Origin of the sequence: Leptolyngbya sp. PCC 6406, assembly GCF_000332095.2 — a bacterium.
GTDB lineage: Bacteria > Cyanobacteriota > Cyanobacteriia > Phormidesmidales > Phormidesmidaceae > PCC-6406.
In genome coordinates, this window is the sequence record NZ_KI913949.1 from 4933425 (window position 1) to 4953672 (window position 20248).

The following is a 20248-nucleotide window of genomic DNA, read 5'->3' on the forward strand; positions in this document are numbered from 1 at the left end:
TCACACCAAAAGGCGCTCTAGGGCAGCGACATCGGGAATACAGAGAATTTCGCGATCGCGCACAATCAGACCCTTTTTCTCCAATTTATTGAGAACACGGGTCACGGTTTCCCGAGCCAGACCGCTGAGGCTGCTGAGTTCTCGGTGGGGCAGGTTAGGAATTTCTACCCCTTCATTTCCTTGTTGGCCCTGGCCATCCGCCAAAAACAGGATAATGTCTGTCACACGGGAGGTACTGTCGGACTCCCGCAACCGCAGCCGCCGATTCACCTGACGGAGCCGTCGCGCCATGAGTTGGGATAGTCGAATGCCCGCCAGAGGTTCCGAATGAATTAGGGTGACAAAGTCCTGAGCGGGCAGGTTGCCGATGACCGTGGGCACCAGGGTAATCACATCCGTAGATCGGGGCACTTCATCTAGGGGAGCCATTTCGCCGAACAATTCCCCCCTCCCTAGAATATTAAGGGTGATTTCCTTGCCATCCAGATTGTAGGTGCGAATTTTCACCCATCCATCCAAGATGAAATACACGGAACTGCCCCAGTCATTTTCTAGCAAGATCACCTGATTAGCAGGATGGCGGCGCATCACCACTTGGGCAGTGGCTTTTTGTACGACTGCTTCGGGTAAACCTTCAAAAAAAGGGGTTTCCTGGATGGGCTGTCCATCTAGGGGGGGGTGACGGGAGCCGTAACGAGCATCCATTGACAGGAAAGTCAGACCATTGGGGAACGGGGCAATCAGCAGGGAAGCCATTACTCAGGCTACGCTTTAAACACCGTAGCCTAGCCCATAGGGAGGTGCTGTCAACGGTGAATCGAAAGAGAAGTACTGGAAATGGAATTGAAGGTCGGAATCAGGCCATAATTCCCCTGCCCTTTAGGGTTTTTTTACTATATCATCATCCCTTTACCCACTATGGCTCACCTCTGAGATGGCCCTGAGCCAATCTGGGGCGGTGGCCCTGCTCCAGTCCCAACCCCTGGGAAGACTAGCCCCAGATCGGTCCGAGTGCATCATGGTTTATTGCAATTTGTGACCGTCTGGGGCAGCCTGACCTACACTTTGGGCAAATTGTCTAACCTGGGCAATCCAGGACGCAACAGCGGGCACCCTAGGGAGCATCTAGAACCATGACTGGATCTAACCCTCTGTGGCCCCTAAGCCGGAACAACCGCCTGAGGGATAGCTGCCCGAGGGAAGAACGGTCATTTACAGTCAATTTCATGGTCTCTGTCGGATTGCTGGAAAAGGCGTCACTGTGACTTCTCACCAAGTGCAACTGCAAACGTTAATTACTGAAATCGAGGCTATTTTAGGCAAGGCCACGCCCCGTTTGCCTTGGGTCGTCGCAGGGGATGCTAATCAGCAGCGACGGGTGCTAGAACAAGCCCGAAATTACCTACAATCGCTGCAAACCGCAGCGGAGGCACCGGGTGGCTGGGGACCCCTGTCGCCAGAAACCGGAGAAATCGTAGCGGAGTTAATTGACCCCCAGACAATTGCCCAACAACCCGAAGCCACTAGCCAGCAGGTTTTGCAGGCATTGCTCCAGGAAATGCAGTATCTGCGATCGCAGACCATTCAGCCCCTACGCACCGAGGTCAGCGCCCTTCAGCAGCAGCGAGAGCAATTGGCCCAAGAGGTACGCCAGTTAGAGCTAGAGCGGTTGCGATTGGCGGGAAGTGCCCCTCCCCCCCTGTTGAATCCTGCCCTAGTGGATGAGGTAGTGCAGCGGTTGCAAGACACCCTTCTCGGTCAGATCACCCCCCAGATTCAGTCGCTCCAAGCCCAAGTCAACGACCCCGCCAGCTTCTATGGTGCTGGGATTCCGGAGAGCAACGGTCTAGAGACACCCAACGACCTGCCCCAGCTCCAGCCCCAGCAACGCCTAGAGCAACTCCGCCGCATCCAAGCCCAGACCGACTACATGCTCCTCCGCCTCGACACCAACCTGCGGTCGGTGTTCGAGTCGATGGAGCAAAGCATTCAAAGCTACCGAGACTCTCTGCACCAGGGACTCGACACCATGCATGGCCTGGGACAGCAGGGGGAGGTCATCTTCAAGGCCCTAGTCAACCACCTAGCCCAACAACTGGGCCAGGAACATTACCTGGACGTGCCCATCCGGTCCAGTGATGATGACAGCCCCTTTGACCGCCGCACCGCCCGTCTATCCGCCGCCGCTGATCGCCGTCCCGCCTATGACGCCGATACCGCTGATCGCCGCGATCGCTTCCAGGAAGATAGCAACGACTCCTCCAGTTACGACATTTCTAGCCCCTTCCCCAACGATGATCTAGACCTGGATGATCTCGATCTCGATGCCCTTGATGCCGATTTCGACATGGGGAGAGACGAAGAAATCACCCTGTTTCAACTCGATGAAGAAATTACCCAACTTCAACTCGATGACCGCGATCCCCTAGCAGAGGATTATGACGACGACGTCACAGCATTCCAAGGAGAAGGAGACGCCACCATTATCCAGATGGAGCCCATTCCCTGGGCTGTGGCTATAGGGCAAGTCCAAGGCAAAACCCCCGGTGTAGAGGATGACTCCGATCGGGTCGGGGAAACCGCTACCGAACGTCCCGAAAACTACGCCGAGTTGGATGCCCTCTACGAGAGTCTCTTTGGCAATACGGAGGAGTCTGGGGGATCGGAGGCAGAGGGCAACTTAGACTCAGAGACCCCAGTAGACTCAGAATCAGAGATAGATGCTGCCGAGATGGCAGCGGATGATCCTGGCGACACAACGGACACGACCAACGCGGCGGCGGTTCCTGAACCCGATGCCGCCTTGGGACTAGCCCTAGACGAAGCCCTGCTAGGGGCAGCTCCCGGTATCCCCCCCACACCGGAGGATGGCGTTTTACCAGAGATCACCCTAGACCTAGGGGAGACCATAGCGCCGGAAGAGGCCATCGAGGCTACCGACGAGGTCTCGCAAGCTATGAACTGGGGAATCGCAGAAGAGGAAAATGCAAACGCCTCTACCGCCTCTACTGACGTGACAGTAGAGCCACAGGCCGAGGCTGCTGACCCAGACCTTGGGGTAGCCTTAGATGATGATGGTGCTACTCCTGACAGTTTTATTGGGTTTATTGGGACTGAAAATTTCCTCATTGAGGCGGGTCCTACGACTTCCCCAGCAGAAGCAGATCCCCCAGCAGAAGCCAACACCCTAGCGGACTGGCTGTTTGAAGGGGCAGAAGAGCGCCTAGGTAATACCATCTCCGAGGAAGAGAGTTTACTGGGGCTAGAGGGGGCGATAGCCAAAGACCAGTCGGAGGTCATCCCAGCCGATCCGATCCAGGACTCCGCACTAGCGTCTGAGGCGACAACGGAGTCTGGCCCCACCCTAGCGGCCTTGTTTGGAGAGGAGGGCGCGGTTGACCTTCAGTCGAGTCCACCCCCCTCCCTGGAAAGCAACACCATTAATTCCCTAGCGGAACTGTTACCGACACCGGGGGCCACTGCTGGCCTACGATCACCGGGTTCCCCCCTCGACCATGAGTCCAGCGAAGACCGCTTCATTGCAGCTCCTCCAGATGAGGATTTGTTGGCGATCGACGCTGCCGATAGCGCCTGGTCTCCGGACCTCAATCTGCCGGAATCCACCCTCGATCAGCTCAATGCAGATTTACTTAATCTAGAGGGACTGTCCAGCGAAGACCTGAGTCTGGACAATTCCCGTGACTGGCTTCTGGATCCAGAGATGGCCACCCCTGAGATTGAGGCCATCTCCCCCTCAGAGTTACCAACCTCAGAAGCAGAGTACACCTTGGCCTCGGATACCGACAGCGGATTCCTATCCAACTTTGACTCAATGTTTGAGTCTAGTGACACTCCAGCAATTACAGAGGCTACCCCTGACCCCATCACTGCTCCTGAACCTCCATTGGACTCCGAATTCGATCTGGACTTGGCATCCATGTTTGACGCCGATACGGATTCAGATCCCGATCTGGAATCACCGCCTGCTCCTGCAAGCATTACGGCTTTGGACCTTGACCCAGAATCACCCTCTGCCCCCGAGCCTATTGGAGACCTCGAATCAGAGCCGGACTCCGTCACGGTCATTGAGCCTGATGTGGAAACAGAGTCTTTAGTAGACTGGGCCTCTGCCTTTGAGATGGGGCCTGAGGAGATGGACCCTGAGGAGATGGACCCTGAAGCAGACGAAGACGAAGATGGTCTTCTGAATTTGGTTCCCGATAGTCAAACATCAGCCTCCCTGTTTGACCTGGAGGACGAATTTTTTCAGGATTCAGCAATGGGCTCCGATGAGCTAGCCGAAGGCACCTCGGAAAGCGGCACGCCGGAAAGAGATATTGCCCTTGAATTGGAAGCTGAGGTGGAATTAGGCTTAGCCTCCATCTTTAATGGTGCTGATACCGCTGATACCCCTGATGCAGAGGTGGAATCTGCCTTGGCATCCCTGTCTAACCTAGAGAGTATCGTTGACGAATCAGCGGATCCGGAAGAGAATCCCCCTCCAGAAGGCAGCGTTGAAACCCTTGCAGACTGGTTCGACCAGGATCCAAGCCCCACTCCCGTCTTCGGTACAGGAGTATGGGAAACGCCGGAGCCGGAGAACCCCAACCTGGATCTCGACAGCTTAATCTCTGACGAGGACTTGAGTAGTCCCACCCTAGAAAGCAATCTTTTCGATCAGGATTTGAGTATTCCTGACTCGATTGCTGAGGACCTGGTGGGGGCTGAGGAGATAACGCCCAACTTGGACCTAGAAGCGTGGGGAACCTACCCGGTGGAACCGGAGGTTTTTGAAGCGGACCTCCTGGTATCAGATTTAGGAGAGCCTGATTCTCGGGAGCCTGATTCCACAGCATCTCAGGGGGAGGAGTCTGAAACTGGGAAGTCCGATCTCAGTGTCGTAGAGACTAGGGAGCCCGAAGCTGGGGAGCTCGAAGCCCCAAAATCAGATCCACAGGTGCTAGATTCCCTAGGAGCAGAGGGCGGACAAGCAGATGTCGGGGGGGCTGATGATCTGTTCCAGCCAGAGGCTAGGGAAACCAATGCTGACGAGTCAGACGACCCAGGCTTCGATGATCTAGCGTCAATTTTGAACGATATCGATCTCTCTAGTATCCCCAATCCCCCTCCGTCAGAACCCGAGATTGACAGTTGGGAGGCACTAGCTGGAACCTTTGACAATTTTGAAGCGGAGGAACCCGAGCCAACGCGATCGCAGAATGACGACTTCAACCTTTCCCTTGAGGGCATCTCCTTCGACCTGGATACCCCCAGCTCTGAAGTCTCCTCCTCCCAGGCGGTGGATGTGCCATCCAGCCTATCCTCTGCGGGCTTGCTGGGAGAGCTGCTCTCGGATCTTTCCAGCAACCCAATGGTAGAACCGCCGCCGCCATCCGTTGAATTTGGGTTAGATCAGTTCAGCTCCAGTCTAGGAGGCGAGCTTGATCTGGATGGAACCGTTAATGATAACGACGATGGGGCGGATACGGACACGCTGCCAGTTTTCAATCTAGAGGCGCTGGACTCAATGCTGGGAGTAGCGCCCAGGTCTGATGATGAGTCCAGAACCGATGGTGGGGATAGGGGCGGGGAGGCAGACCCGCTTGCGACCTTGAGTCTGGATGGGTTCGGGGCAGCCCTAGATTTAGGCTCAGAAGATTTAGGCTCAGAGGATAGTTTGGGCGCAACCCTTGATGCCTTTTCCCTGGGAGAGGATGAGGGAGAAGAGTCCCTCGACACCTTTTCCCTAGGGGATTTAGATCTCAACTTGAACCTAGACTTGGAGCCGAATCAGCCTCACCCCAGTGACCAAGAAATTCTGGACTCCGGACTTGTTACCTTGGAGGATAGCTCCGTATATCCCTTCTCTAGGGAATCCCTGGAGTCAGACCGGGAAGCGATCGCTGATACGACCGATGCGACCGACTCGCCTTCGGATGCTCCTGAACCGGGGCCGCCAGCAGATCTAGAGGAAATCGAACTCTTTCCCGCCACCATCAGCGATACGGGGACGATTGACGACAATCTCAATATCAGTGAAGGGGATTTGCTCAACCTCTTTCCCCCCAGCATGGTGCCTCCTCCATCAGCCCCAGCCTCGGAACTGGGAAATGACGCTTTAGGGGCAACAGACCCATCCCCAGAAGACTCCCTGAGCCCGGATATCCTGGAGGCTTTAGCGGCCCTGGAACAGATGGAGGACGGTCTGGAGGAAAGTTTTGCTTCCATAGCTGTTCCAGATGTTTCAGATCCAAATGTTTCGGATCTGCCGGAACCCATCTCGGACTTTTCGGAATCTAGTTCGGAATCGAGTGAGGATGCTGCCGCTGCTCTGACCCTGGAGGATGTCTTGGGGGGAGATGAGATCGATCTAGTCCTACCCGAGCTGCCCGTTTCCCTAGGTTTAGCTACTGGCACTGACCTTGAGATCGATCCAGTAATTAGCCCTGACGTCAGTACCGCACCTGCTGAGAACCGAGAGTTAGCGGGGCGGAATCCAGGGGAAGAGGCCACCGCCTCAGAGCCCCCGGCTCTGGCCTTTGACGATCTGGCCTTTGCACCCGAGGAGATGGATTTGCTGGCGACCCTAGGGTCGCCAACGAACACCGATACTTTTGCCACTGGGGCAGCGCTACTCGCGATGGTCAGGGACCGGACCCAAGGGGCCATCGCAGATCCTGCTGACGCTGAGCCTCCTGATGCTGGGGATTCTGCTGCCGAGGATAGCGAGTGGTTCCTGGGTCTTGACCTCGGTTCTACTGGCCTCTCCGCTGTACTGATGGACCGTATCGACGGCAAAGCCTACCCCCTCTACTGGACCGATACCGGCCTAGCAGGGGCTACCGCTGAAACCATCTTCCGCCTGCCCGCCGTGGCCTCCATTGCCCCTAGTACCTGGGAATTACAGGCAGTGGGGGCAGCAGCTCTTACCCTGACCTGGCAGGGCAGTACCGAGGATGAAACCCCCATTTTGCTGAATCAGATTAAGCCCCTACTGGCGACGGGGATGCCCCATCAGGATGGCGCAGGCAACTCCCAACCCCTAATCCAGTGGTCGGACCGCCAGGTAATTCCCCTTAAGCAGGTGTGGGCAGCGGTACAAGCCCTATTGACCACCATACAAGCCAATCTAGGAACTGCGATCGCGGCTCCCATCGGAGCAGCGGGCCTCACCCTGCCGGAGATGGGTATCGCCCTCACCCATCTCCAGGGGGTGATCGTAGGCTATCCCGCCTCCGGCTCAGACACCTACCGCATAAATGTTCGAGAGGCCGTTCTTGCGGCCCAATTGGTGTCTGAGGCCAGCCAAGTGTTCTTTGTGGATGATGCGATCGCAGCGGTGCTCTCTGGATTACCAGACCCCAGCGCCCCGCCCGAGGCCGCCATCAGCCAATCCCAGACCCTATACCAATGCAACTGGCAAGGCGGCACCGTTATCATCAGTGCCGGAGCCACCGTAACAGAGTTAGGGCTAGTAGATCTGCCCTATCCCCTCGGAGCCTTGAGCAGCGACGACTTTACTCTGCGGACCCTAGCCTACGGTGGGGATGCCCTAGACCTCGACATTATTAGCCAACTACTCAGCCCTAAGGAGCGTCGTCAGAGTCGTCCCTTGGGCAGCAATCGCCGCAACAGCAGTGGTTGGCACTGGCAAGCGACCCTCCCGGAAACCGCTGATGCCCGCTGGGAAAGTCTGGGATTAGAGGAATTGACCCTGCCCCGACTGGCGGAACCCGATGGAGACGTGCGGGTGCAACTGCGGCGACGCTTAGAATCCTCCCCCCTGGGTCAAAGTTTGTTGGAGGCTGCCCGTCACCTGAAGCTCATTTTGCAAAACCAAGCTCAGTTCCACCTGGAACTAGGGGATCAGTCCTGGCGAGTGCTGCGACGGGATTTAGAAAGCCGTATTCTCGTACCCTACATCCAGCGCATTAACCAAAATCTGAATGGATTGATGAGTCAAACTGGACTCTCCTCCCAAAGCATTAAGCAAGTGATTTGCACCGGTGGCAACGCATCCTTTGCCACCATTGCTAAGTGGCTGCGCCAAAAGTTTCCCAATGCCACCATCATCCAGGACACCTATCCCATTGAGCATCCTACCAGTTGTAGTCGGGTGGCCTATGGGCTGGTAAATCTCTGCCGCTATCCCCAAGTCCTGGATGGTCCTCGGCACCAGTACAGCGACTATTTCCTACTCCAGGAAATCTTGCGGATTATTCCCGATCAACCCCTCCCCCTCAGTGGTTTGCTACATTTGCTGGAGGAACAGGGGATCAACACAGAGGTCTGCCAACAGCGGATTATTGCCCTACTAGAGGGGCAGTTGCCCCCTGGATTGGGACTAGACGGGGCAACGCGATCGCACCTGAGTGGAGCCACCCTAGATACCAACCTCTACCGGGCCTTGGCATCGGAGGCGCTCTTTAATCACCAGTCTGGACAGATTTATGTTCTGAATGCGCCCCACCGCCAGCGGCTGCTTCAACATCTGGCAACACTCATGGCCCACAAGCACCAGTCCCTCACGGACCCCCTCATGGCCCAACTGGTACTGCCCTAATTAGCCATGTTTTAAACGCCATACCCCTGTTGCCATGACCCTGTCCAAAGATGCTGTAACCGCCGCGATCGCACCGGAGCCGCCCCAGTCCGCCCCGGAGATCGTCTTCCCCCCCGGTGACCTCTACAGCGACGAACCTCCCTTGGAAACAGAACTGCACCTGCGGCAAATCCTGCTGTTGATTCAATGCCTGGAAGGGCTGTGGCAGAGTCGCCAGGATTTCTACGCCTTTGGCAACCTCACCATCTACTACAGCCCCCGCCAACGCAAGTCTGAATTTTTCCGGGGTCCAGATTTCTTCGTTGTCCTCGGCACCGAGCGCCGTCCCCGCAAGAGTTGGGTGGTGTGGGAGGAGGAGGGCAAGTATCCCAATGTGATCATTGAGCTGCTGTCGGACTCCACCGCTAAGACCGACCGGGGCTTGAAAAAGGAAATCTACCAAGACACCTTCCGCACCCCCGACTATTTCTGGTTCGACCCCCACAGTCTGGAGTTTGAGGGGTTTCACCTGGTGGATGGCACCTACCAGCCCTTGGAGCCCACGGAGCAGGGGTGGCGATGGAGTGAACAGTTGGGGCTATACCTGGGGGTTAATCAGGGGCAGCTACGGTTTTTCACTACTGATGGTGACCTCGTGCCTAGTCCAGAGGAAATCGCCAAGGCAGAACGCCAGCGGGCCGATACGGAACGCCAGCGGGCCGACATGGAGCGCCAGCGCAATGAGCGGCTACGGGCCAAGCTCCAAGAGCTGGGTGTCGATCCCGACCAAGTGTAGCCGGGTGAACCATCGGGTTTTGACCCTGGCGGAGATGCCCACTTCCCCGGCAATGACGGTACCCCGTCATCGGGAAACACTGACCCATGATCGGCGTTGCTGATTCCAGGTATGAACCGATTGCTGTAGGTATTGGAACCTCGTTCAAATTTTTGCAAAATCATACCGCTATTCAGCAACGCCCAAGCGCCATGAGCAGGTTTACATTTTGGATGGCATTCAAGCACAACTGACTTACGAACCGACCGTTGCGACCCGTAACCGCAAGCCGACTCGCCCTAATAGCATTGCTACCTGGGAACTGAGACTTGGGGATTTTCGGTTTTTTTATGATGTAGAGGAGGGAGTTCGGATTGTAGAAGTTCAGCGCATTGCTCAGAAGCGCCGTAACTTATTTTTGTTTAGAGGCCAACAGGAGGATGTGTAATGGTGACTTGGAACTATCGGGTTTTTCAAGAGGTGGCGGGCGATTACATCATCCGTGAGGTGTTCTACGGCGATGCTGGGGAAATCCTGGGTTGTACAGAGGGGGCGATCGAACCGAAGAGAGATTCGATCGCGGCCCTAGCTCAGGATTTGGTCGCGATGCAGCAGGCACTACAGTTACCAGTCATGACCCTGGCGGAGATACCCACCTCCCCGGCAATGACGGTACCCCGCCATCGGGAAACAGTGACCCATGATCAGGTGCTGGCTCAGTTGGGGTTGTCAGATTCAGCGATCGACTCGTTTGAGGATGCTTCAGTGTGAGCCTCTAGATTCTGGATACTGACCATGTTTCACTCTTTCAAAGGGGACATGCTGAGGTAGTTTAGCGGGTAAGTCAGGTAGAGCCAGAAAATCTTGCGATCGCGATTGTGACGGCAGAGGAGATGCTGCGCGGTTGGTTGGCGGTTATTCGTCGGGCTGAATCTGTGGAAGCTTTGGGCCGAGGCTACGCTAAGTTGGGGCGAACGCTTACCTTTCTGCAAGGCATCCAAATACTGGAGTTCAACCTGACGGCTCAGCGTATCTATGCCGAACTGAAATCGATCAAACCTCGTATCGGCACTCAGGATCTGAGAATTGCCGCGATTGCTCTGGCAACCGATGTCATTTTGGTAACCCGCGATCGCAAGGACTTTGGGCAAGTCCCTCAACTGAGGCTAGAAGACTGGACACGTCGTCAGTAAGAGGCCGCGTGCCTCAGAGCCACACGATCAGTGACCTACGGTTGAATAAGTTGATTGGGCTCAGCACTATACAAGGATGTACCCCTCACTGCTGGAGGCTGACGGATGAATCGTGCTGCAAGGTTGCTTGGGCTGGCGCTGTCTTCGGCGTTGCTGGTGCCTGTGGCCCCGGTTTCCAGGGGGGTGCAGCCCGTCAATGCGGCCCAGTCTTTGGAAGATCTCCAGATCCCAGGGTTCTTTGGCGCGGGTGACACGCTACCCCCAACTGCGACCCAAGAACCCAGGGATCGCGACCCACTGAACGGAGAACGGCAAGGAGTAGAACCGTTAGCCTTGGTGGAAATGCCACAGGTGTTGGCTCAGGTGGATAGTCACCAAAGTGAAGCTGATCGCCTCTTTCAGCAGGGCATCGAACAATTTAACCGCAGCCAGTTTCGTGAAGCCCTGGCCTCCTGGCAGCAGGCGTTAGAACTGTATCGTGCCCTGGGAAATCGCCAGCGGCAAGGGGCTGTCCTGGAGAATTTGGGCACTGCTTACGCCAACCTTGGGGACTATCGCCGCGCTATTGAGTTCTTTGAGCAAGCTCTCGCTATCCGCCGCGAGCAGTTAGGAGATAACCATCCTGATGTGGCTCAAAGCCTCAACAGCTTGGCAGAGCTATACCAAGCTATGGGTCGCTATGGGGAGGCTGAAGCTCTCTTTCAACAAGCCCTTGCCATCCGCCGCGAGCAGTTAGGAGATGGCCATCCTGATGTGGCTCAAAGCCTCAACAGCTTGGCAGCACTGTACCAAGCGCAAGACCGCTATGGAGAAGCTGAACTTCTCTACCAACAAGCCCTAGCCATCCTCCGTCAGGGGTTGGGGCCTGCTCACTCTTCTCACGCCATCAGCCTCAACAACTTGGCCTTGCTGTACCAAGCGCAAAGGCGCTACGAAGATGCTGAACCCCTTTATCAAGAAGCTCTGGCGATCGCCCGTGCAGTTGGAGATCTAGACTCAGAGGCTGGTATTCTAAGTAGTTTAGGAGTTAACTTTTTTCAGTTAAGAGAATACTCAGAAGCCATTAGATTTTATGAGCAGGAGTTAGCAATTCAAAGAGAAATTGGGAATCGTGCTGGGGAAGGTAATACACTTCTCTCCTTAGGATGGTCTTATGCTTTTCAAGCTCAATATGAGCTAGCGCTGAACTACTTCAATGATTCACTTAATATCAGCAAGGAAATAGGAGATGACGATAGAACTGCTAATATTTCATATGCCTTGGGCTGGACTTATCATAGCCTTGGAGATTTTAATAGTCCATTGGAACTCTATCAGAGTGCACTGAGTATATTTGAGAAAAACAATAATTCCAATGGACTATTAAATATATTAAGTGGACTAGGTTGGATTTACATTGATCTGGATCAAATAGATCTTTCTATTGATTTCTTTCGACGACAATTGGATACTTCTCGTCTATTGTCTAGTCGCAGGCAAGAAGCTAATGCCTTGAACGGATTGGGTTCTGCTTATACTAAGTTAAATGAATATCAGAGTGCCATTAATTACTCGAAGCAGGCGTTAGAAATTCATCGAGAAATCAATGATGTTAGAGAAGAGGCTTACGCACTCGGTGATATCGGCAATGCCTATGCTGCTCTTGGTGACTATCAAGCTGCTCTGGATTACTTGACTGAATGTTTATTGATTCAACGCGGACTGAACAATCGCTGGGGTGAAGGCAAAACACTCAGTTCAATTGCACAAGTATTCAAGGATCAACAGCAGCCAGAGCTGGCTATCACTTTCCTCAAAGCTTCGGTGGCAGTTCGAGAGTCTATTCGAGAGGATATTCGCAACTTAGATGTTGATCTGCGACAATCATTCACCAACACCATCGCCGATGACTACCGCCTCCTAGCCGACCTGCTCCTCAGCCAGGGGCGCATCCCAGAGGCGCAGCAGGTGCTCGACCTGTTGAAACTGGAAGAATTGCGGGAGTTCACCGACACCCGATCCGTGTGGACAGGTACCGCCCTGGCCTATACCGAAATCGAGCAGCCCGTCATCGCTGCTCACGGCGACTTGATCGCCTTTAGCCAGCGGTATGCCGAATGTCAGCGCAGTAGATGCGCCGAATTCGCCACCCTCAGCCAACAACTCACCGCCCTCAACGCCCAATATCAGGCACGGGTCGCTACCTTCCAGGATCAGGTGCGGCAACAGCGGCGAGATGACGAGGTTTTCCAAGACCCCAACCGTCTGGGTAGCGATGCCCGCGCCCTCCTCGCCGCCAATCCCAACTCCGTACTGATCTACCCCTTCGTCACCGAGGAGAAACTGTGGCTGCTGTGGGCCACCCCCGGTGCCATGGGCAGTGTGGAGGTGGCGGTATCCCAGGCAGAATTGTCCCGCGCCGTGCAGCAATTGGGGGAACGGCTGACCCAGGGGGGCGACCTCAGCGAACTGCAAGCCGCCAGCCAGCAGCTTTACGACTGGTTAGTGCGGCCCCTGGAAGCGCCCCTGGAGGCGAACGGCATTGAAAAGCTGATCTTCGTCAACGATCGCGTCACTCGCTATATACCCATGGCAGTCCTGTTTGATGGGGAACGCTACCTGCTGGAGCGCTACACCCTCTCCACCGTCCTCTCCCCAGCCGTTACCAACACCACCAACCGTCTCGGAGCCGTAGAGGATGCCCCCGTGTTGGGGCTGGGGCTGACCCAGGCTTTTCCGGGTTTTAACCCCCTGCCAGCGGTGCGGGAAGAATTGGCGGCCATTGTGCGGGCCTTTGCCAGCCCCGGTCAGGGCATTTTCCCCGGTCTCGCCTTCCTGGATGGCGACTTTACCCTAGCCAACTTGGAGCAGAATCTTTTGGGCCATCGGGTGCTGCACATTGCCACCCATGCCGCCTTTGTGCCTGGTCTCCCTGGCGATTCCTACATTCTGTTGGGGGATGGTAGCCGTCTGACAGTGGCGGATATTGAGGCGCGGGAGCACCTGTTGGCTGACCTGCATTTGGTGGTGCTGTCCGCCTGTCAGACCGCCCTGGGGGGGCCAGCGGGGGATGGGGCCGAAATTACGGGGATTAGTTCCTACTTCCTGGCACCGGGGCGGGCGGAGACGGTGATCGCGTCGCTGTGGTCCGTCAACGACACCAGCACCAGCGTGTTGATGCAGCGGTTCTACGGGTTGCTAGCCACGGGACAGTTCACCAAGGCGGAGGCACTGCGACAGGCGCAGTTGAGCCTGTTGCGGGGGGAGGATGGAGCGGCGTTGGGCGATCGCTTGGCCCTCTCCCGAGGAAGCATTGAGCTGGTCTTTACCCAAGGACAGAGGGGCACCGTACCCGCTGGGTATGGCCATCCTTACCATTGGGCACCCTTCATTCTCATTGGCAATGGCCTGTGAGGAAATCATGGCTGTGGAATCCTTGCTGTTACCCTATAGATCCTTCGCGGATTAAATGACTCGATTGATAGAAATTAGTCTATAGTGGCAACATCGGCCTTAATGGGAGTTAAACCGTTGTTCCACGCGACGCTGCATCAGCTCAAGGTATTTGAAGCCACTGCCCGCCATGGCAGCTTCACCCGAGCTGCTGAGGAGCTTTATCTCACCCAGCCGACGGTTTCAATTCAGGTTAAGCAGTTGACCAAGGCCGTTGGGCTACCCCTGTTCGAGCAAATTGGTAAGCGGCTCTACTTGACCCAAGCAGGACAAAAACTCCTCGATACCTGTCAGGTTGTCTTTGAAGGGTTAGACCAGTTTGAAATGTCGGTCGCCGATCTAAAAGGCATGAAGCAGGGGCAGTTACGCCTTGCAGTGATTACCACTGCCAAGTACTTTGTCCCTCGTCTTCTTGGTCCCTTTTGCCAACGCTATCCCGGAGTGGATATTTCCCTCAAGGTCACGAACCACCAGAACATCCAAGAGCGGCTGGTCAACAATCAAGACGACCTCTACATTATTAGCCAACCGCCAGAGCAGCCTGATTTAACCATTTATCCCTTCCTGGATAATCCCTTGGTTCTCATTGCCCCCAAGGATCATCCCCTAGCGGGCAAGAAAAATATTCCTATCCAAGCCCTAGCGGGAGAATCCTTTATCATGCGGGAGTCAGGCTCAGGCACCCGACAAGCGGTGCAAGCACTGCTAGATACCCACGGGGTAGAGGTGCGGGTCCGGCTCGAAATGGGCAGTAACGAGGCTATCAAGCAAGCGATCGCAGGGGGACTGGGTATTTCCGTCCTATCTCTCCACACCATCATTTCAGAAGGCACCGCTGGGGAATTTTGCATCTTGGACGTAACCGAATTTCCCATTGCCCGTAAGTGGTACGTAGCGCACTTAGCGGGCAAGCAACTCTCCGTTGTTGCCGATACATTTCTCACCTACTTGATGGAAGAAAGTCACACCCTGGCAAAAAAGCTGCTCCCCGGCATTCACCCCGTCTCTTCAGACACCCCAGAAGTCCCACAGGCAAGTCGATGATCATCGGTTGTCATCACCTGCATTGAGTGCGGAAACCGCGCCTTTACGGGATTCCTGGTTGGATTACCCACCCTGCCCCATGCCGGGTTTGGATAGACCAGTTCTAAATCACCCGCCAAATCCGAGCCAAACCCGACCCTACGGCGATATTCTGCATTGGGCGCGGAAACCCCGCCCCTACCGCAAAGCCCTCCGGGCAGGCTAACTCCCTGGGAGTGGCTTCGCCAACGCCTTTCTTGAATGCCGTTAGGCTATACACCCCGACACGGGTCACCCGCCACAAGGGCAACCACAAGGGATTGCCCCTACGGAATCAACCTCAATCTTGGATTTCCCGGCACTGGGTAGGGCGGGTTTTGAGGTTCCCATCCTGATTTCCCAGTAGACACGAGCTAAACCCGCCCCTACGGGATTGACCCCAACACCCCATCACCCCATCACCCCATCACCCCAACACCCCTTCAAAAAAGCCGTCAAGTACTACCCGCCCAGGGATTGGTAAAGGTAGTAGGTCGCCATAGGAATTACCGTAGCGGCAATCAGGAAGCCCACGACAATAATGGTGGCATTGCCCCGATTTTCCGCCGTCTCTTCAGCCGTGGCAAAGGTGCCTTCAATTTCAAAGGACTGGTCCACCACCGGGGGACCGGGATCGGGCTCACCAGAAAGGACAGCAACAATGCGATCGCTGGCATCCAGAAAAGCCTGATTGTACTTATTGCCCTCGCGGAGGGGAACACCGATGGTTTCCACCGCAATGCTGGTGGCAATATCCTCCGTCAGCAGGGTCGCGGAAGCTTCCCCACTGCGGACAGCGGCCCCGTTGGTGACATCGTCCAGTACCACTAGGGTTTGATTCGCTTGATCCACTGGCGTGGGGAACCACTTTTCAAATAGGGCATCTGCAAAGGAGGCGGGTGTTTCGCCGTAGTCGAGGCGGTGCAGGGTCACAAGTCGCACCTCGCGCCCCGTATCGGTCGCCAATTGCTCGAACTGGCTGCTCAGTTTGCCTTCATTGAGACGGCTGAGGAGGTTGGCCTCATCAATAATCCAGGGTGCTGCCCCTGGCGACACCATCGGCATCTGGTAAGCCCCAGTAGCGGCAGCAGCGGGGGGGAACGTGAGTGCCAGAAGGGCTATCGCAATGGCCCATAGCCAGCCCAAGTTTCGACGAATAAAAAAATGATTCATAGTCCTATTAGGAATGCAACGATGGGTGCAGCCAGTCCATCTACCAATCATAGGGGATCAGGATTCGGGGCTACCGTGTACACATATTGAGGAGATATAGCGACATGCAGTTGGATTGAGTAAATCCCTGAGGGCGCACAACCTTACGCCCCTACCGTAGGCGTACTGGATTGAGATGAATCCCGCCATAACAGGATTTTGAAGGGTTAGGTGATATGCACTGAGATGAGGCGTCATCCCGAAATCTCTACATGCATTTCTTGCGGATGCGGCGGGGAATGATTTAATGGATTAACTGTTTTCAGGACGTTTCGCGCACCGTGCAGTGCCCCAAAGAGACCCAGGTTGAGCTCTTCGACGCGACCCTCCCGGCAGGGCCAGTGGCTAAATGCTGTCCCCAGTGTCAGGGTGCATGGATTCCCCCTGAGCACTACGCTGACTGGCAACAGCGCCAGGGCTTGAATGATGTCAGCGAATTCCATGTCACTGTTCTTCCCAGTACCTTACGGTTGGATGCAGATCCCCCTCCCTTGGACAACCGGGCCGCTCTGTGTCCGGACTGTCGTCACTATCTAGTACGGGGGCGGGTAAATTTACAGAATCTGTCCTTTTTCGTGGAGCGGTGTCCCAACTGTAAGGGCTACTGGTGCGACACCGGAGAATGGTGGATTCTACAACAGCTCAGGCTCCATACCCACTTGGACTACATCTTCACCGATATTTGGCAGACCCAAGTCAAGCAAATGGAGGCATTACAACGAGAGCGACAAGCTACCCTAGACAAGCTGGGGCCAGAGATCGCCACCAAGATTTTTGAGTTGGCAGAGTTGCTGGAGTCCCATCCCAATGGGGACTTTGGCGTCGCCTACTTGATGCGCCGATTTGATCAGTAGTTGTGAATTTTAAGTTTTGAGTTTTTGATTCTGAAATCTGGAAGTCTTGAATTTTGCAAGGTACTGAATTCCTAATGACCACTCCCCTGCTGGATATTCAAGATTTTCGGGTGCGCTATCCCGGCCAAGGGGACTGGGCGGTGGATGGGGTATCGCTGCGTCTAGATGCCGGCAACATTGTGGGATTGGTGGGGGAGTCGGGCTGCGGCAAAACCACGCTGGGGCGGGCGATGCTGCGACTGCTGCCCAAGGCAACGGAGTTGGCAGGCACTGCCAGTTTTGAGGGCCGGTCGATTCCAGCTTTTACCGCTGGTGAACTGCGACGGTTCCGAGGCGAGGCGGTGTCTCTGGTGTTTCAAGACCCCATGACTCGCCTGGATCCGCTGATGACTATTGGCGCTCACTGTGTCGAGACTGTGCTATCCCACGAGTCCCAACTGTCACGCGGGGAGGCTAAGGCGCGATCGCTGCAAGCCCTGGAATCGGTGAATATTCCTGCTGACCGCTGGGGCCAGTATCCCCATGAGTTCAGCGGTGGGATGCGGCAGCGGGTCGCGATCGCACTAGCCTTGGTACTTAACCCCAAGCTGATCGTGGCCGATGAGCCCACCACCAGTCTGGATGTCACGGTCTCTGCCCAGATTCTGGAGGAGTTAACTCGGCTTTGCCGCGATCGCGGTATGGGGCTCATCCTAATTTCCCATGACCTATCTTTGGTAGCGGCCCATTGCGACCAAGTAGCGGTGATGTACCAGGGGCAGCGGGTGGAACTGGGCACCGCTCACCAAGTTCTAACCCAACCTCAACATCCCTACACCCAATCCCTATTGAAGGCAGCGGTGGATCTACAACAGGCTGCCATCCGCGCTGCTCGTCCCCCCGATCCCCAGCCTCTGTTACGGATCCAAGACGTACAGCAACACTACAGTCTGGGGCAGAATCCCCTAGCGGGGCTCCTAGGAAAGCCCAATCCAGGGCCGATTAAGGCGGTGGATGGAGTCAGTTTGGACCTCTATCCCGGTGAAATTCTGGGCTTGGTGGGGGAATCGGGCTGCGGTAAAAGCACCCTATCCCGCACGATCCTGCGCCTAGTCCCCCCTACGGCAGGACGCATCGAGTTCCTCGGCCAGGATCTCACCCACCTCTCCCGCCGAGATCTGCAACCCTGGCGGCGGAATATGCAAATGGTCTTCCAGGATCCCCATGCCTGCCTTAATCCGATGATGACGGTGGGCCAAGGGGTGGGGGATCCCCTCCGGATCCATGGGCTGGCGACGGGGGCAGCGGTGGACCAGCAGGTGCAGGCCATGTTAGAACGGGTGGGGCTGACGCCGGTGGAGGACTACTTACACCGCTTTCCGGGGGATCTTTCGGGGGGGCAGCAGCAGCGAGTTGCGATCGCGCGTGCCCTGATCACTCGTCCCAAGCTCATCATCTGCGATGAGCCCGTCAGCATGTTGGACGCCAGCATCCAGGCCCAGGTTCTAACCCTGATGCTAGACTTGAAACAAGAATTTGACCTCACCTATCTCTTCATCACCCACGATCTCTGGGTAGCACGGTACCTATGCGATCGCATAGCCGTCATGCAAGCAGGCAAGATTGTGGAGTTAGGCCAAACCGCCCAGATTTTCGATCAGCCCCAGCACCCCTACACCCAAACCCTCCTCAAAGCCGCCCCTTTTCTGGCGACGGTCTAGTGCTCTGTCACCCGCTAAGGTTTAGGTCACAACCCTATAAATAATTGAGATTACCTACTTACCGGACAAAAGCATCTCGTTTATAGGCTTGTTTGGCAAGTAGTCCACTCAAGACGCTGTAAAAGATCAGCCACAGAATGTGAAGCATCAGTTGGTTGTCGTTAGGAATACCAGATGCGAACTCAATTAGCCCTTTGTAATGAAAGAAGGGTAAAAGCAAAATTGCATTAATAAGATAACTCGGCATTTGCTGGGCAAAGATGCCGCTACCTACTAAAGCAACTGGAATCAACAATCCTGTAATGGCATCTAGGGCTTTGGGTGGAACGATGTAGCCAAGGGCTATTCCGGTCATAGCAAAAGGAATAATACCTAGCAAGAGGCTTAAACTGAGCAGACTCCAATTTTCAACTGACTGAGTGATTCCAAACTTGTAAATTCCGATGCCAAAAATTGTAATCAGGCTAGCAACTAAAACGGCTAGAGTCATCAATAATTTGGCCATGAGGTATAAGCTGGGTTGTAGTGGGGTCACACGAGTGAGCTTCAACCAACCTTCGACTCGCTCGATCGCAATTCTCTTGCCTAAGCGATCAATAGCAAACATGAGCAGACTAATTGCACTAAACGCAATCAGTAATAGCTTCAAAGTTTGCGAGTCGTCGTCTGGGAAGAAGACCACCATGCTGGAGAATAGCAAGACACCGACCAAATACCCTGGAGATCTGAGAAGTTGTAAAATCTCTGCCTTGGTCTGCATAAATAGGACTTTGACAGAATTGGCTGTTGTGTTTACTGGGGGCGTAACTACTTGCGTAACATTGCTGGAGGATGGCTCTGGGCGCTTGTCATAGACCAGTTTTCCGTCGGACAGGGTGATAATGTGTGTTGCTGAGTTCTGTAAAACGCTTTGCTCTGCCTTGATATGCGTCACCATAAGAATCGTGACACCGTCTTCTCGGCAGCGTTTTACTTGCTCCCAAAATATTTCTTGTCCTTCGTCATCTAAGTTCCTTGTGGGCTCATCTAAAAGTAAGCCTTCAGGGGGTCACGGCGTGATTAGGGTTTGAGGCTGATGAGTGGCCAAAGGCAGCAATGAAGGAGGCGGTTGGCCAAAGCGAGCCGACCAATAGGCTTGAGTGAGAAAGTCCAGCACATCTCGCTGCTGCATCGTCAGAGAAGAAACCGTCGTCAGCATCCGGGCGACAAACTCACTGCCGGCCTGAGACTCCGCCCCAAAGCTGATGCGCTTCCAAATCACCCCAGCTCGCAAAGAACGCTCAGCCGTATTATTGGTGGGCTCCACCCCCAGCACCGTGACAAACGTCCACAGAGCCGGTTCCACCAACAGCAGTTGTCGGCAAGTGCGTACCGTAACAGCAGTTGTCGGCAAGTGCGTACCGTCTTGGCCAAAGGCGTCTTCTCCTTTGGGCCAATGTCATAGTTCGCTCCCTCCTCAAGCACCGCTTTTACAGCAG

At 55.2% G+C, this 20248-nt stretch carries 13 protein-coding genes and 1 pseudogene; 9 read left to right on the forward strand and 5 right to left on the reverse strand.

Annotation, left to right across the window (positions count from 1 at the left end; all coding sequences use genetic code 11):
• Positions 1–756 carry a Crp/Fnr family transcriptional regulator gene (locus LEP6406_RS0222070; RefSeq protein ID WP_008313862.1) on the reverse strand — a complete coding sequence of 252 codons (756 nt, stop codon included), beginning with the start codon at positions 754–756 and terminating at the stop codon, positions 1–3.
• A gap of 505 nt (positions 757–1261) precedes the next feature.
• On the opposite strand from LEP6406_RS0222070, the gene LEP6406_RS0222080 reads away from it, so the two are divergent.
• The 7 genes from LEP6406_RS0222080 (at position 1262) to LEP6406_RS0222110 (ending at position 14986) form a co-directional block, all read left to right on the forward strand.
• The gene (locus LEP6406_RS0222080; protein ID WP_008313861.1) at positions 1262–8563 is read left to right on the forward strand and encodes a hypothetical protein; all 7302 of its coding nucleotides are present in this window, start codon (positions 1262–1264) and stop codon (positions 8561–8563) included.
• A 34-nt stretch (positions 8564–8597) separates the two neighbouring features.
• On the forward strand, positions 8598–9338 hold the full coding sequence (locus tag LEP6406_RS0222085) for a Uma2 family endonuclease (RefSeq protein ID WP_008313860.1): 741 nt from the start codon (positions 8598–8600) through the stop codon (positions 9336–9338).
• Positions 9339–9546: 208 nt separating this feature from the next.
• Positions 9547–9765, forward strand: a complete 219-nt coding sequence (locus tag LEP6406_RS0222090) for a type II toxin-antitoxin system RelE family toxin (RefSeq protein WP_008313858.1) — start codon at positions 9547–9549, stop codon at positions 9763–9765.
• On the forward strand, positions 9765–10088 hold the full coding sequence (locus tag LEP6406_RS0222095) for a hypothetical protein (protein WP_008313857.1): 324 nt from the start codon (positions 9765–9767) through the stop codon (positions 10086–10088). The genes LEP6406_RS0222090 and LEP6406_RS0222095 overlap by 1 nt, the downstream gene beginning before the upstream one ends.
• A gap of 98 nt (positions 10089–10186) precedes the next feature.
• Complete coding sequence (locus tag LEP6406_RS29265) at positions 10187–10510, forward strand: type II toxin-antitoxin system VapC family toxin (protein WP_225886707.1); 324 nt, start codon at positions 10187–10189, stop codon at positions 10508–10510.
• A 105-nt stretch (positions 10511–10615) separates the two neighbouring features.
• Entirely contained in the window at positions 10616–13903 is a 3288-nt protein-coding gene (locus LEP6406_RS0222105; protein ID WP_008313855.1) for a CHAT domain-containing protein, read from the forward strand.
• Between the two features lie 102 nt (positions 13904–14005).
• Complete coding sequence (locus LEP6406_RS0222110; protein WP_008313854.1) at positions 14006–14986, forward strand: LysR family transcriptional regulator; 981 nt, start codon at positions 14006–14008, stop codon at positions 14984–14986.
• 103 nt (positions 14987–15089) lie between these two features.
• Here the strand turns inward: LEP6406_RS0222110 and LEP6406_RS33105 are convergent, their stop codons facing one another.
• On the reverse strand, positions 15090–15281 hold the full coding sequence (locus LEP6406_RS33105; RefSeq protein WP_155834745.1) for a hypothetical protein: 192 nt from the start codon (positions 15279–15281) through the stop codon (positions 15090–15092).
• Between the two features lie 185 nt (positions 15282–15466).
• Complete coding sequence (gene psb32 / locus LEP6406_RS0222115) at positions 15467–16177, reverse strand: photosystem II repair protein Psb32 (protein ID WP_008316364.1); 711 nt, start codon at positions 16175–16177, stop codon at positions 15467–15469.
• Positions 16178–16497: 320 nt separating this feature from the next.
• Between psb32 and LEP6406_RS0222120 the strand changes: the two genes are divergently transcribed.
• Entirely contained in the window at positions 16498–17070 is a 573-nt protein-coding gene (locus LEP6406_RS0222120) for a TFIIB-type zinc ribbon-containing protein (RefSeq protein ID WP_008316361.1), read from the forward strand.
• 74 nt (positions 17071–17144) lie between these two features.
• Complete coding sequence (locus tag LEP6406_RS0222125) at positions 17145–18770, forward strand: dipeptide ABC transporter ATP-binding protein (protein WP_027269349.1); 1626 nt, start codon at positions 17145–17147, stop codon at positions 18768–18770.
• A gap of 58 nt (positions 18771–18828) precedes the next feature.
• Here the strand turns inward: LEP6406_RS0222125 and LEP6406_RS29270 are convergent, their stop codons facing one another.
• Together LEP6406_RS29270 and LEP6406_RS29275 are read right to left on the reverse strand one after the other, a co-directional pair.
• A complete protein-coding gene (locus tag LEP6406_RS29270; protein ID WP_008316358.1) occupies positions 18829–19707 on the reverse strand; it encodes an ABC transporter permease in 879 nt (292 codons plus the stop codon).
• A gap of 111 nt (positions 19708–19818) precedes the next feature.
• A pseudogene (locus LEP6406_RS29275) lies at positions 19819–20248 on the reverse strand (hypothetical protein); the annotation flags it as partial.

Excerpts from the sequence above, each read along its gene's own strand:
- LEP6406_RS0222070 (WP_008313862.1), bottom strand. The coding sequence starts at position 756 with ATGGCTTCCCTGCTGATTGCCCCGTTCCCCAATGGTCTGACTTTCCTG.
- LEP6406_RS0222085 (WP_008313860.1), top strand. The coding sequence starts at position 8,598 with ATGACCCTGTCCAAAGATGCTGTAACCGCCGCGATCGCACCGGAGCCG.
- LEP6406_RS0222095 (WP_008313857.1), top strand. The coding sequence starts at position 9,765 with ATGGTGACTTGGAACTATCGGGTTTTTCAAGAGGTGGCGGGCGATTAC.
- LEP6406_RS0222105 (WP_008313855.1), top strand. The coding sequence starts at position 10,616 with ATGAATCGTGCTGCAAGGTTGCTTGGGCTGGCGCTGTCTTCGGCGTTG.
- LEP6406_RS0222110 (WP_008313854.1), top strand. The coding sequence starts at position 14,006 with ATGGGAGTTAAACCGTTGTTCCACGCGACGCTGCATCAGCTCAAGGTA.
- psb32 (WP_008316364.1), bottom strand. The coding sequence starts at position 16,177 with ATGAATCATTTTTTTATTCGTCGAAACTTGGGCTGGCTATGGGCCATT.
- LEP6406_RS0222125 (WP_027269349.1), top strand. The coding sequence starts at position 17,145 with ATGACCACTCCCCTGCTGGATATTCAAGATTTTCGGGTGCGCTATCCC.
- LEP6406_RS29270 (WP_008316358.1), bottom strand. The coding sequence starts at position 19,707 with ATGGTGACGCATATCAAGGCAGAGCAAAGCGTTTTACAGAACTCAGCA.